Genomic DNA, 12,996 nt, shown 5'->3' with positions numbered 1-12,996 from the left:
CTACACTAACAGCTATTTAATCTTGTTCACTATCTTTAATCTTGCTGACCCCGTCAACAAAGTCCTTTTCCGCTCGCATAAAGTCAGCGGATTCCGTAATCGCATCGTCCGGAATTTCATCCAGGTTGGCGACCACTTCCAGGTGCTGCTTGAGGTCACGGAACTTCATTGGCGCGTCACCGCCGTATTCACCGTCGAGGTTAATCATCAAGCGGTCCTCGTTATCCAAGGGAGTGATTTGAACTTCAGCCGCCTTGGCGTAGAGAATGCGCGGGTCGTCGAGGTGCTTGCCCTGCAGGGCCTTGGCCATCAGTTGCATAATCCCCGCCAGCTTGCTTTCCTTAACGATGATCATCGTAAACTTACCATCGTCTAACGCCGCATCCGGTACTAACTGTTCAAAGCCACCAACCGAGTTGGTCAGCGCCAAGAGGATCGTCGATGCCGTTCCCTTAAAGACGTGGTCGTCGTACTTGATCTCCATCGGTACCGGTTTGATCCGCGGTAACAATTCTGCGCCACGAACCAGATAGGCCAGGTATCCAAAGAGCGACTTCATGTCTGATGGGACGTCATAGGTCAACTCAGTGAGCGTTCCGCCAGCCGCAATGTTCATAAAATATTTCTGGCCGGCTTGCCCAATATCGATCTTGAACTTCTTGTTCTTGCGCAAGATCAACCGTGCCGCTGCAATCGGATCATCACGCGGAATTTTCAGCGCCCGCGCGTAATCATTGGTCGTCCCAGCCGGGATAATTGCCATGGTTGGCCGGTGTTTCAGCGGTGCCAGGCCGTTCACCACTTCGTTGAGCGTCCCGTCACCACCGGCGGCAACTACCAAGTCAAAACCGTCCTTTGCTGCCCGTTCCGCCTCATTCTTGGCCGAATTAGGTGCCGGGGTTGTCGCAAAAGCACTTGTTTCATAACCAGCCTGCTCGTAGATATTTAAAATATCCACCAGGTGACTGCGTAACGCTTCCCGTCCCGCAGTCGGGTTATAAATAATTCGCGCTCGTTTCCGCATTGAAACTCCCTCCAATGACTAGCGTGCGTTCAGTGACTTCATCAGCAGCTTATTGGCAACACCCGGGTTAGCCTTACCGTGAGTGGCCTTCATCACTTGACCCATCAGGAAGCCGACAGCCCGCTTTTTTCCGTTCTTGAAGTCTTCGATGGACTGCTGGTTGTTGTCTAAGACGTCATCAACAATTGGCTGAATCTGGGCTGGGTCAGACAACTGGATCAGGCCCTTTTCCTTAGCATAAGCCGCTGGCTCCTGACCATCGAGGATTCCGACAAAGACCTTCTTAGCCATCTTGGTGGAAATCGTTCCGTCTTCGATCAGCTTCAGCATCCCCGCCAGGTTAGCTGGTGTCAGCTTAGTGTCCGGCAGGTCTACGTGGTTGTCATTCAGGTAGGAGTTAACATCGTTCATCAGGTAGTTAGCAACCCGCTTAGCGTCAGCCCCGTCCTTGACCGTTTCTTCGAAGAAGTCTGACATTTCCTTGGTCTGGGTCAGTACCTTGGCATCGTAGTCAGTTAAGCCGAGGTCATCAACGTAGTGCTTGCGGCGTTCACCAGGCATTTCTGGCATCTGGCCGTTAATTTCGTCAATCCAGTCCTGGCTGACGTCCATCGGTGGGATGTCCGGTTCTGGGAAGTAACGGTAATCGTCTGCCCCTTCCTTGGAACGCATTGAAGCCGTCTCCCCGGTAGCCTCGACGAACCGCCGCGTTTCCTGGGCAATCTGGCCACCACTCATCAATACCTGTTGGTGACGCTTGATTTCGTATTCCAGTGTCCGCTTAACGAAGTTGAAGGAGTTCAGGTTCTTGATTTCAGAACGAATTCCCAGCTGGTCAAAGCCGTACGGGCGAACGGAAATGTTGACGTCGCACCGCATTGACCCTTCTTCCATCTTTACGTCAGAAATCCCGGTAAACTGGATCCGCTGACGGAGTGCTTCCAGGTAGGCCACCGCTTCTTCGGGCGATGACATTTCGGGCTTGGAGACAATTTCGATCAACGGCGTCCCCTGACGGTTCAAGTCAACGTAGGAAAAACCGTTTGGACTGTGGGTGTTCTTCCCGGCATCTTCTTCGATATGGAGCTCTTCGATGCCGACCTTCTTCTTTTTGCCGTCAACTTCGATTTCAATCCAGCCATCGTGGCCGATTGGCGTGTCCTTCTGGGTAATTTGGTATGACTTCGGGTTGTCCGGGTAGAAGTAGTTCTTCCGGTCGAAGTGCATGTGCTTGCGAACCTGACCGTGCAGGGCCAGTGTGGCCATGATCCCGTCGCGGACGACACCCTTGTTCAGAATCGGCAGCGTCCCCGGGTAGGCCCAGTCAATGACGTTGGTATTGCTGTTTGGTTCGTCACCATATTCAACGGCCGACGGACTGTAGATTTTGGTGTTGGTCTTAAGTTCCACGTGGACTTCCAGACCAATGGTCGTTTCAAAATTCATTAGTTCTGGCCTCCTAACTGTGGGTGCTGCTTGTGGTAATCAGTGTTTTGTTCAAAGACGTAACCGGCGTTAAACATCGTCTGTTCGTCAAATGGCTTCCCGATCAGCTGCATCCCAAATGGCAGTCCCTTGCTGAAGCCTGCCGGAACGGACATTGATGGCAGCCCAGCCATGTTGGCCGGAACAGACAGGATGTCGTTCATGTACATCTGGGTTGGGTCCTGCGTTTCTGACCCCAGCTTGAAGGCCACGTCAGTTCCCATCGGTGCCATGATCAAGTCGTAATTCTGGAAGACGTCCACAAAGTCGTTGGCCATCATCCGCCGAACCTTGGCTGCCTGCATAAAGTAGGCATCGTAAGATCCGGCTGATAGAGCGAACGTCCCCAGCATAATCCGCCGCTTAACTTCTGGCCCGAAACCTTCAGAACGCGACTTGACGTAAACGTCGTCGATATTCTTAGCATCAGCTGCCCGGAAGCCGTAGCGAATCCCGTCATAACGGCCGAGGTTGGAAGATGCTTCGGCAGTAGCCAGGATGTAGTAAACCGGAATCCCGTCTTCAGTGTGTGGCAGGGAAACTTCGTCTACCGTTGCGCCCAGCGATTCGTAGAGCTTAGCAGCATCTTCGATCCCCTTACGGACTGCCGGTGAAATAGCATCGGTCATGTATTCCTTAGGTAGCCCGATCCGCAGACCCTTGACACTGGTGCTGTCGTTCAATCCAGCAGCAAAGTCGGGTACTTCCCGGTCTGAAGAGGTCATGTCATGTTCGTCGTGACCACTAATTACTGACGTCAGGTAGGCGTTGTCCTTGACGTTTTGGGTCAACCAGCCAACCTGGTCAAAACTTGAGCCAAAGGCCACAATCCCGTAACGGGAAACCCGGCCATAAGTTGGCTTGGAACCAACTACCCCGTTCAAGCTCCCCGGCATCCGGACGGAACCACCGGTATCAGTCCCCAGGGCACCGAGGACTTCCCCGGCACCAACAGCGGCACCAGAACCACCAGAAGAACCACCAGGAACGTAGTCGGTGTTCCACGGGTTGTGTGTTGGCCCAAAGGCAGAGTTTTCTGTTGACGAACCCATCGCAAATTCATCCAGGTTGGTCTTACCAACGTTGATGAAGCGCTGTTCTTTCAGCTTGCTAATAACGGTGGCGTCATAAACCGGCTTAAAGTGTTCCAGCATCTTGGAAGCAGCCGTCGTGGTGATGCCGTCGGTGAGGATGTTATCCTTCACTGCCAGTGGAATCCCGGCTAGCAACTGGTCGTCCTTAATTCCTTCTTCATCCACCTTTTCGGCAGCAGCAAGTGCTTCTGCTTCGTTAACCCGCAGAAAAGCGTGGAGCTGTTCTTCGTGGTTCTTAATGTTATCGATGACAGCCTGGGTTATTTCCTTGGCGCTCACCTTTTTGTTCACCAGGTCTTCGTGAACCTGCTGAAGGTCTTTATCAAAAAAGTTCATTATTCACCGTCCCCGCTTTCATCGATAATTGCTGGTACCTTAATGAGGCCGGCTGCGGCATCCGGTGCGTTATCCAGCATCCGGCGAATCTGCCGAGCTGATGCGTGTTCAGCCTTGTCCTCTCGCATTACGTTTACCAAGTCAGTTGGTGAAACCATCGGTTCAACACCAGTGGTATCGACATTCGCCAACTGGGCGAATAAGTCCATAACGTCATCGAGCTTCTTGGTAAACTCTGGTAATTCCTGATCGCTGAATTCAAGTTTAGCAAGTGCTGCAACGTGCTTAACCTCTTCTTCATTGATTTGGTCTGCCATTGATTCATCCCTCTTCCGTTAAAAATTCATACGCTTCATATTTTAGCACATAACACCGTATCGGTCTGGTTTACAAGCCTGCTTTCACGAAAAATGGCCCGGCATTTGGCCGAGCCATGATTTTTTGATGCTAGTAAGATGTCAAAACGTGGGTCTGGAACTTGTCGGAACCAGCGTTTCTAAACACAATTGCCTGCATTTCGGAGTCTGACTGGATCCGGATATCAATTGGAATCCCGTTTGGCAGGTACTTCTTTGCTGCTTGAGCAATGTAGTCGGTGAAACTTTGAATTTCCGTTTCACTGTAGAATTGCGTCGTCACGGTGATGTGCATCCCCGCAAGACTGTCATTCTTGTACTGTGCCTGGGCCGTTACCCCGCTGATGTTCGGGAAGAAACTCTGAATTTGGCTCTTGAAGTTAGAGAAGTTGTTATCATCACTCTCGTTATCCTTATTCGTCGAGTTAGCGCCGCTTGCTTTTGGCATGACGGTCGTCTTGTAATTCAATTCCTTCCAGTCCCCAAGTGAGGTCCCACTGCTCTTTTCGTAGGCAAAGAAGCTACCGCCAACTAGGCTGTCGTCGGGCGCCTGCTTATAAAGAGCAATCACAATCGGAATGTTCTGACAGCCTTTTTTCTGTCGAATCTGCTTCAGCACTTTGGCAGCGGCAATTTCACCCTGCCGTTTGACTTCCGCATCACTAATCTTCTTTGTGTACTGGGGACCATCGGTCTTCTTCTGGTAGTTGTATTCGGAGTTGATCCCGATCCCGATAGTCATCCCCTTTAATTTCAGGGAACCACCACTTTGCTGAACAAAGTCCTGTTCTTCCAGTTGCTGGATAAATTCCGGGTTCGGATCACTCGACTTCCCCTTTTTCGGGTTCAGTCCTTCCGGATTCTTCGCCGACTTCCGGCCCAGCAAGTGCTGTACTTCAGTGGTGTCTAAGTACTGACCTTCCTGGAAGATATAACTCTTCGGCGAAAATACCTTTTGGGATACTTCCGTCAGCCCGGTTTCAAAACTCTTCAAGTTGTACTGGTTAGAGTTTTGCGTCACATTCACTCCCCGAGACTTGCTGACCTTGTAGTGACCATGCTCGATCACGCCCTGATAATTTTTGCCAGCTGACCCGGTTGTCGTGTAGTTGCTATTGCTAGTACTCTTCTTGTGAAACCCACAAGCTGATAATGACAGCGCGCAGGCCATCGTAATGACTGCAACTGCTGCTTTCTTCCACTTCACGATTATTGTTCCTCCTTCATTGCCTGGGCGAAACGCGCTTCGTCCCACACGGTGATACCAAGGTCATTGGCCCGTGCCAACTTGCTCCCCGCCTTATCACCGGCAATGACTATATCTGTTTTCTTTGAAACGCTACTGGTAACGTTAGCCCCGTGAGCTTCCAACCACTGCTTAGCTTCGCCACGGGTCATTTCCACCAGTTTACCAGTCAGTACCACCCGACGCCCATTCCACGGGCTCTCAGCGGTCTCAGTGCCGGCTTCCGGTTGGTCGTAGGTCATGTTAACACCCACGTTTTTCAGCTCATCCACCAGGCGTCTAACTTGGTCATTAGCAAAGTAGGTGGCAACACTCTCACCGATTGTTGGTCCGATATTGGCAACGCTGGCAATTTCTTCCTGACTAGCGGCCATCAAGTTATCCATCGACTTAAAACGGGCTGCCAGTAATTGACCAGCCTTAGCACCAACATGACGGATTCCCAGACCGAATAATAAACGTTCCAATGAATTATGGCGACTATTATCAATCGCTGTCAACAGGTTGGCTGCCGATTTTTCACCAAATTTATCTAAAGTTAATAATTGGTCGTCAGTTAACTGGTACAAGTCAGCATAGTCATGGACGAGCTTCTTTTCCCACAGCTGGTTGATAATCTTCGGCCCCAGGCCATCAATATTCATCGCGTTTCGGGAGGCAAAGTGCGCCAAACCTTCCTTTAGTTGGGCTGGGCACATCGGGTTGATGCACCGTAAGGCCACTTCGTCGTCTAAGTGGACCAGGTCTGAACCACAGACTGGACACTGGGTCGGGATTTGGTAAGGCTGGCTATCTGCCGGACGCTTCTTCAGATCAACACGGGAAATTTCGGGAATGATGTCCCCCGCCTTGTGAAGATAGACGGTGTCACCCAGACGAATATCCTTTGCCTTCAGGTAGTCCGGATTATGCAACGAGGCCCGGCTGACCGTTGTCCCGGCTAGCTGAACGGGATCCATCACAGCCGTCGGGGTAACGTTGCCGGTTCGGCCGACCGTCCAAACGATATCGCGAACAATTGTTGCCTCTTCTTCTGGTGGAAACTTATAGGCAATTTCCCAACGCGGCACCTTGACCGTTGCCCCCAGTTCGTCCTGGGTAGCCAGGTCGTTGACCTTTTCGACGATTCCGTCGATACCGTATGCCAGCTGGTCACGCTGTGCCGTGTATTCGTCAATGTAATCACGGATTTCTGCGGCCGAGTGAACTACCCGGTTAGTCTGGTTGACGACAAACCCAAGCTCCCGCATCCGGTCCAGCGCCTCTGCCTGGGTAGTCACGCCCAACTTCCGCCATTCCGGGACATAGTACATGAAAGCTGCTAATTGCCGGTGCCCGGTCACTCGCGGGTCTAACTGGCGGAGGCTGCCGGCTGCCGCGTTCCGCGGGTTGGCAAAGATCGGTTGGCCAGCCTCTTCTCGTTGCTCATTAAGCTGGGCAAAGGCCTTCTTCGGCATGTAGCATTCTCCCCGGAACTCCAACGAAAGTGGTTCGTTCAGCTGCTGGGGAATTTCCTTGATTGTCTTTACGTTGGCAGTGACGTCTTCGCCGATGACCCCGTTTCCCCGGGTCGAAGCCTGCACAAGTTTACCATTTTCATACACCACGGAAAGTGATAACCCGTCAATCTTCAATTCGAGGTTGTATTCAAAGGGGTGGTCGCTTCCGCCATCAGCCTGCTGACGAGTATTGAAGTCCAGCAGTTCTTCGAGTGAGAAAACGTCACCCATCGATAGCATTGGAATCTCGTGCGGGACCTTCGGCAGGTCAGTCGTTACTCGTCCACCAACCCGTTGTGTCGGTGAATCAGCCGTCTTGAGCTGCGGAAAACGGGCTTCTAGTTCAACCAGACGCTCATACTCGCGATCATAGACGTAATCCGGGACCGTCGGCTTATCTTGCTCGTAGTATTCTTTTCCCCACTGGGTCAACTGGTCCCGCAGCGGTCCAATGGTTTCTTTGGCTTCTTCTAGCGTTAACTGGTCGACTGCTTTTTCTTCTACCATCTTCAGCCTCCTTATTTTTCAACCTTCTGAATCGGTGCAAAGGCAGCCAGCAACCGCTTCTTGCCACTAGTGCCGAGTCCTGGGAAGAAAATATCCAGTTCCATGTCCTTGCCAGTACCATGAACTGCCAGGACGCTCCCCGCGCCCCACTTACGGTGAGTTACCTTATCACCAACCTGCCAGCCCACCTTATCGGCGCCGCTGCCAGTGTTTTCGTGCTTAACAGAATGGTGAACACCGTGTTTCTGGTGTAATTCACGCCAAGTCTGCTTGGTAGCTAGCCGCTGGCTGAACGGGACGTTCTTCAGTGCTGCCGCCGGTGAATCGGAATGAATCAAACTGTCATTAATTTCATCAACGAACATCGACGGGGCGTTGTGTTGCGGCCGCCCGTACAACATCCGTGATAAGGCGTTAGTGAGGTAGAGTTTGCGCTTAGCCCGGGTAATACCAACGTAGGCCAGTCGCCGCTCTTCTTCCAACTGCTCTGGGTCATCCATTGACCGAGAAAGTGGGAAAAGACCGCTTTCCATCCCCACCATGAAGACTACTGGAAATTCCAGTCCCTTGGCGGCATGGATTGTCATCATGGTAACTGCCGGTTCACTTTCGTCAACGTCATCCTGATCGGATACGAGGGCCAGGTCAGCCAGGAAGTTGGTTAACAACTCGCTGTGGTCAGCATCATCATCCTCGTGATCCTGATCAAATTGCTTGGTAACCGTCAGGAATTCGTCCAAGTTATCAATCCGCGACTGAGCTTCTAGCGACTTACTCTTTTTGAGCGCCTGCAGGTAGCCGCTGTCTTCCAGGAGCTGGTTAGTCAATTCGGTGACACTCAGTTCATTCATTTGCCGGCGAGCATTACTAATCACTGCCGCAAACTCGCTCAAATGACGCTTTGCGCTGGTATTGATTTCGTTAGCCAGGTCCAGGTGGTCCAACGCCTTAAGCAGTGACCAGTGGTGGTCAGCCGCAAAGGTGCGCAGACGGTCAACTGTCTTTAAACCAATCCCCCGCTTGGGAGTGTTGACCACTCGCTGAAAACTGAGTGAGTCATCTGGGTTGGCAATCAAGGTCAGATAGGCCAGCACATCACGAATTTCCATCCGGTCGTAGAACTTGTGACCACCCACCATCAGGTAAGGGACGTTGCTCTTCACGAAGGTTTCTTCAATTGTCCGGGACTGCGCGTTGGTCCGGTACAAAACGGCAAAGTCGTTGTAGTGCAACCCGTGTTCTGCCATCTGCTTGCGAATTTGTTCCACCACGTATTGGGCTTCATCATTACCGCTTTGCGCCCGGTAATAGGAAATTAATTCACCCTTACCGTTGTCGGTCCACAAATTCTTTTTCTTGCGGTCAGTATTATTGACAATCACTTCATTGGCAGCATCGAGGATTGTTTGAGTCGACCGGTAATTTTGTTCCAGCAAGACGACATTCGCGTTTGGATAATCGCGCTCAAAGTTACGGATATTTTCGATATTGGCACCCCGCCAGCCATAAATTGATTGATCCGCATCCCCGACCACACACAGGTTATGTTCCGGGGTGTCCGCCAACATGTGAACTAACTGATATTGGGCATCGTTAGTGTCTTGGTATTCGTCAACGTGGATGTAACGAAACTTTCGCTGGTAAAATTCCAGGGTATCGGCATCCTTCTCAAATAATTCGATCGTCTTCATGATCAGATCATCGAAGTCGAGTGCTTGGTTAGCCGTCAGCTGTTGCTGATATTGGGTATACACCTTGGCCACGACCTTGTCGAAAAAGCCCTGGGCCTGTTTCGCGTACTCGCTTGGTGTCTGCATCGCATTCTTGGCATTGGAGATGGCAGAGAGAATGCTTCGTGGGTCGAACTGCTTGGTGTCCAAGTTCAAGTCACCACAAATCTGCTTGACCAGTGTCCGTTGTTCCCCGCTGTCAGCGATGGTAAAGGCCCGGTTGAAGCCCAGCTTGTCAATGTCGCGACGCAAAATACGAACACAAAGGGCATGGAAGGTGGATACCCAAATATCACGGGCACTTTCGCCCAGCAGCTTGCCGACCCGTTCACGCATTTCAGCGGCCGCCTTGTTAGTAAAAGTAATTGCCAAGATATTCCACGGGTTAACTCCTTTTTCTTCGATCAGGTAGGCCACCCGGTGAGTTAGTACCCGGGTCTTGCCAGAACCGGCCCCAGCCAAAACCAGAAGTGGCCCCTCGGTGGTTTGAACGGCCTCGGCCTGCTTATCATTAAGTCCCTTAATCAACGCATCGCTACTCACGTTCTTCAACCCCTCTTAAAATTCAGTCGATCTCAATTATAACAAATATTAACTCCATGAGTGCGGACGACGGACCTGCTTTTATCAATAAAAAAGGCCGTGACACGTGGCCACGGTGTTTGGTAGTTAATTATCTTGAGGTTCAGCTTGATCATCATCGTGATCAGTTGCCAAATCTAATAGTGGGTCCCCGGTAAGGGTGTCGCCGCCGGCTTCGCTTGGCAACTCGTTAGTCCATACTTCGGTGTCATCAACCTGGTTTTGGAGCTTATCTTGCGAGTCCAACCCCGTAACCCAGACAAATCCGGCTAAGGATAACGGATCATCGTCATGTTTGTCGTTCAAGAAGAACTGGAATTGCCAGTTATCCTTGAGCAGCCACTGGCGGTAAACTGCCTCCCGCTGTGCCTGACGAACCACCATCATCAGCCCCGGCTGAGTAATGACCGGCTGACGCAGTGGCCGCCCGGTAACTGATCTGAGGAATTGCTCCTCCTGACTGATCGTGGCGGTATTATCAAAGACGTTGCCAATAACCGACAGCGCTGGCTGAATTCCCTTGACATAGAGGTTTCCATTGCTTGTCACGTAGAAATTAACGGTGAAGACGCCATGATACTGTAGGTTTTTAGCCACGTTATTCGTAATGCGTTTCATTTCACCCAGCATATCGTCAGGAACAGCAGCCGGTGTTTTCACTTCCACCAGCTTCCGGTGGTCATCCAAGACCAATTCCGTCAGCGGAAACATTTTGGTGTCCTGGCCGTTAGTAACGGCCACCATCGTGTACTCGTTGGTGTGGTCAATCCACGATTCCAGCAGGTAAGTCCCGGTGTCAATAAAGTCAGCAGCACGTGAAATATCAGTCTGCCGTTCGATCCGCATCGATTTCTCACCTAAGCCCCGCTGAATTGGCTTTAGCAAGGCCGGGTAACCAATCGCATCAATTGACTGGTAAACGTCGTCTAGGCTAATAACCGTTACGTATGGTGCAACGTTGACATTCAACTGGTCAAGGAATGCCCGTTCCATCAAGCGGTCTTGGCAAATTTCCAGGGCGTTGGCACCCTGGGGAACGCTCGTAAACTTGACCAGGTACTCTAAAACAACCGCATCGACGGTCGCCGTTGGGTAGAGGATAGCGTCGCAAGACATTGCAAATTCTTTGAGGGTATCCTTAGCCCGGTAGTTGGCTACCATCGTCAGGTCCGCCGCACGGGTGGTTTCTGGCATGGAGTGGTCAACATAGACAGCCACCCGGTATCCGGCGCGTTTGACAGCAGCGATCAATGCCCCGCCATTGTGTCCCAAGCCAATCAGGCCAACTGTTTTTCCCGGATAAAGCGGTTCGTTTGCCATTGTTATCATTCCTCCACAAAACTAACTTTTCCGTCCGCCAGCGACTTGATTTTTGCCAGCGATTCCACACGCAGTCCTTGTTCCCGCAGTTTCTTGCCACCAGGCTGGAAACTCTTTTCGATCACGATACCAATCCCGACAACGTGAACTCCGGCCTGTTTGGCAATTTCCAACATCCCGTTAACCGCCTGGCCGTTAGCCATAAAGTCATCAATCAACAAAACATGTTCGCCAGGAGTGACGTATTTTTTGGAAATAGAAATGTTATTGGTCGTCTGCTTAGTGTATGAATAAGCCTTGGCAGTATACATATCGTGTTTAAGAGTCAGGCTCTGGTGCTTACGAGCAAAAATCATCGGAACATCAAGTGCCAAGGACGTCATTAGTGCCGGCGCGATCCCTGACGATTCGACCGTCCAAACGTGGTCAATCGAATTACCTGCAAACCGCTTTGCAAACTCTTCACCAACGTGTTTCATCAGTTGAGGATCCACCTGGTGATTCAAAAAGGCATCTACTTTTAAGACGTCATGCGGTAGTACCATTCCGTATTGCTTAATTTTGTCAATTAATTCTTGCATGGTTTGCTCCTTTACTTGTCATACTGGTCAAGGTGGTAGGTCTGAATAACACTAATTAACTTCTTCGCGTAGTCGGGATCCGTCGCGTAACCAGCCTGCTGGAGCCCCTTCGCGGCTTGCTTGTAATTGGTCGCCTGGGTCACCTGGGAATAGTTCTGCTTATTAGTATCTGTCCCGGTAATCATCAGGTGGGTGTGATCCTTAATTGACGCATCCCAGGAGTCATATACCTTGAAGCGGCCCTTAATCACGATCCACTTGCCATCGACGTACTCCTTAGTCGACATTTCCTTGGAGTTAGCGCCAGTACCCTTGATGCCGAAGAGGTTGTGATATTGTGAAGCTAGCTGACTACTGCCCCAGTCGGATTCCAAAATAGCCTGGGCAATGGTAATCGAAGCCAACACATGGTAACGGTTCTGCATTGCCTGCGCTTCCGGTGCTACCTGCTTGATAAACAGCTTGCGGGCGTTATTCCGCTTTTCAATAATCTGCTGCTGTTGGTAACGCTGGTAGAGATGATGCCCAACGTAGACACCCACAAAGACAAGCAAAACTACTACCACCACGGCTGCCAAGCGGCTACCCATATTTTTCTTTTTGCGACTGCTGCGTTTGCGTTTTCTTGCCACGCGCCAGTGCCTCCTTCAATTCATGCTTATTAAGAATATTCTACCGCAATTATTAAGGACGAAACAAGCGCCGCCACCCTGTTGACAATAAAAAGGCCGTGGCATAATCGCCCATATCTATACTAAAAGTTAACAAGCGGTACAACAAGGGCCTCTAACGTTCTGGTAAAACCGAACGCTAGAGGCCTATTGTTGCTCGCTGGGGCGGCAGACAGCCTAGCTGCGCGTCGTGACGACGAAGGCATAAATGACTTCCGCGTTAGCACCGTTCAAAAACGAAATCATTCTGATTTCTGTTTCACGGTTGGTCACGCTCAAATTATTCTGTCTACTTATTTTCCAGATCGCTGACCAGTTCGCCACCCTTTGCCAACCGGTTATGAGCTAATTCGGTCAAGACAATGTTGACCCGTTCTTCAGGAACGTTGGCGTCTTTCGCAACATCTCTAGTAACGTCTTCGACAATTTTCTTTAGTTGTTCTTCAGTCCGTCCTGCCAGCAGTTCAATGTGGATTAATGGCATCACAATCACTCCTTAAAAATCGTTAACAATGGTTGCAGTGATTATAGCATACTCACCGCGATGAACAAGGAACGCTTGATG

The 12,996-nt window shown here is 50.9% G+C and carries 11 protein-coding genes; all 11 read right to left on the bottom strand.

The window, feature by feature from the left end; genetic code table 11:
• Positions 1-16: 16 nt before the first annotated feature.
• Positions 17-1,024 (bottom strand): diacylglycerol kinase, encoded by a 1,008-nt coding sequence (locus C1710_RS04945; protein WP_102280688.1) that lies wholly within the window; start codon positions 1,022-1,024, stop codon positions 17-19.
• Between the two features lie 18 nt (positions 1,025-1,042).
• Complete coding sequence (gatB, locus tag C1710_RS04940; protein ID WP_102280685.1) at positions 1,043-2,470, bottom strand: Asp-tRNA(Asn)/Glu-tRNA(Gln) amidotransferase subunit GatB; 1,428 nt, start codon at positions 2,468-2,470, stop codon at positions 1,043-1,045.
• On the bottom strand, positions 2,470-3,939 hold the full coding sequence (gene gatA, locus C1710_RS04935) for an Asp-tRNA(Asn)/Glu-tRNA(Gln) amidotransferase subunit GatA (RefSeq protein WP_102280683.1): 1,470 nt from the start codon (positions 3,937-3,939) through the stop codon (positions 2,470-2,472). Before gatA ends, gatB begins: the two co-directional genes overlap by 1 nt.
• Positions 3,939-4,256 carry an Asp-tRNA(Asn)/Glu-tRNA(Gln) amidotransferase subunit GatC gene (gene gatC, locus C1710_RS04930; protein ID WP_102280681.1) on the bottom strand — a complete coding sequence of 106 codons (318 nt, stop codon included), beginning with the start codon at positions 4,254-4,256 and terminating at the stop codon, positions 3,939-3,941. Before gatC ends, gatA begins: the two co-directional genes overlap by 1 nt.
• 130 nt (positions 4,257-4,386) lie before the next feature.
• Positions 4,387-5,466 (bottom strand): CamS family sex pheromone protein, encoded by a 1,080-nt coding sequence (locus tag C1710_RS04925; RefSeq protein WP_102281761.1) that lies wholly within the window; start codon positions 5,464-5,466, stop codon positions 4,387-4,389.
• A 38-nt stretch (positions 5,467-5,504) separates the two neighbouring features.
• Positions 5,505-7,547, bottom strand: a complete 2,043-nt coding sequence (gene ligA, locus C1710_RS04920; protein WP_102280679.1) for an NAD-dependent DNA ligase LigA — start codon at positions 7,545-7,547, stop codon at positions 5,505-5,507.
• An 11-nt stretch (positions 7,548-7,558) separates the two neighbouring features.
• Entirely contained in the window at positions 7,559-9,820 is a 2,262-nt protein-coding gene (pcrA, locus tag C1710_RS04915; protein WP_102280677.1) for a DNA helicase PcrA, read from the bottom strand.
• Positions 9,821-9,946: 126 nt separating this feature from the next.
• On the bottom strand, positions 9,947-11,179 hold the full coding sequence (locus C1710_RS04910) for an ATP-grasp domain-containing protein (RefSeq protein ID WP_102280675.1): 1,233 nt from the start codon (positions 11,177-11,179) through the stop codon (positions 9,947-9,949).
• A gap of 5 nt (positions 11,180-11,184) precedes the next feature.
• Positions 11,185-11,760: a xanthine phosphoribosyltransferase gene (locus tag C1710_RS04905; protein ID WP_102280673.1), complete on the bottom strand. Its 576-nt coding sequence runs from the start codon at positions 11,758-11,760 to the stop codon at positions 11,185-11,187.
• An 11-nt stretch (positions 11,761-11,771) separates the two neighbouring features.
• Entirely contained in the window at positions 11,772-12,350 is a 579-nt protein-coding gene (locus C1710_RS04900) for a glycoside hydrolase family 73 protein (RefSeq protein WP_102281759.1), read from the bottom strand.
• 370 nt (positions 12,351-12,720) lie between these two features.
• Positions 12,721-12,915, bottom strand: coding sequence for a 2-hydroxymuconate tautomerase (locus tag C1710_RS04895; RefSeq protein WP_102280671.1), 195 nt, complete (start codon positions 12,913-12,915; stop codon positions 12,721-12,723).
• Between the last annotated feature and the right edge of the window lie 81 nt (positions 12,916-12,996).

This window comes from [Lactobacillus] timonensis (assembly GCF_900240275.1).
Classification (GTDB): Bacteria; Bacillota; Bacilli; order Lactobacillales; family Lactobacillaceae; genus Limosilactobacillus; species Limosilactobacillus timonensis.
The sequence above is the reverse complement of the archived record's forward strand: the minus strand, read 5'-3'. Positions and strand labels throughout refer to the sequence as shown.

Bases quoted from the DNA above. Each gene is read 5' to 3' on its own strand.
- gatB (WP_102280685.1), bottom strand. From the start codon at position 2,470: ATGAATTTTGAAACGACCATTGGTCTGGAAGTCCACGTGGAACTTAAG.
- C1710_RS04925 (WP_102281761.1), bottom strand. From the start codon at position 5,466: ATGGCCTGCGCGCTGTCATTATCAGCTTGTGGGTTTCACAAGAAGAGT.
- gatA (WP_102280683.1), bottom strand. From the start codon at position 3,939: ATGAACTTTTTTGATAAAGACCTTCAGCAGGTTCACGAAGACCTGGTG.
- C1710_RS04945 (WP_102280688.1), bottom strand. From the start codon at position 1,024: ATGCGGAAACGAGCGCGAATTATTTATAACCCGACTGCGGGACGGGAA.
- C1710_RS04895 (WP_102280671.1), bottom strand. From the start codon at position 12,915: ATGCCATTAATCCACATTGAACTGCTGGCAGGACGGACTGAAGAACAA.
- gatC (WP_102280681.1), bottom strand. From the start codon at position 4,256: ATGGCAGACCAAATCAATGAAGAAGAGGTTAAGCACGTTGCAGCACTT.
- ligA (WP_102280679.1), bottom strand. From the start codon at position 7,547: ATGGTAGAAGAAAAAGCAGTCGACCAGTTAACGCTAGAAGAAGCCAAA.
- C1710_RS04910 (WP_102280675.1), bottom strand. From the start codon at position 11,179: ATGGCAAACGAACCGCTTTATCCGGGAAAAACAGTTGGCCTGATTGGC.
- C1710_RS04905 (WP_102280673.1), bottom strand. From the start codon at position 11,760: ATGCAAGAATTAATTGACAAAATTAAGCAATACGGAATGGTACTACCG.
- C1710_RS04900 (WP_102281759.1), bottom strand. From the start codon at position 12,350: ATGGGTAGCCGCTTGGCAGCCGTGGTGGTAGTAGTTTTGCTTGTCTTT.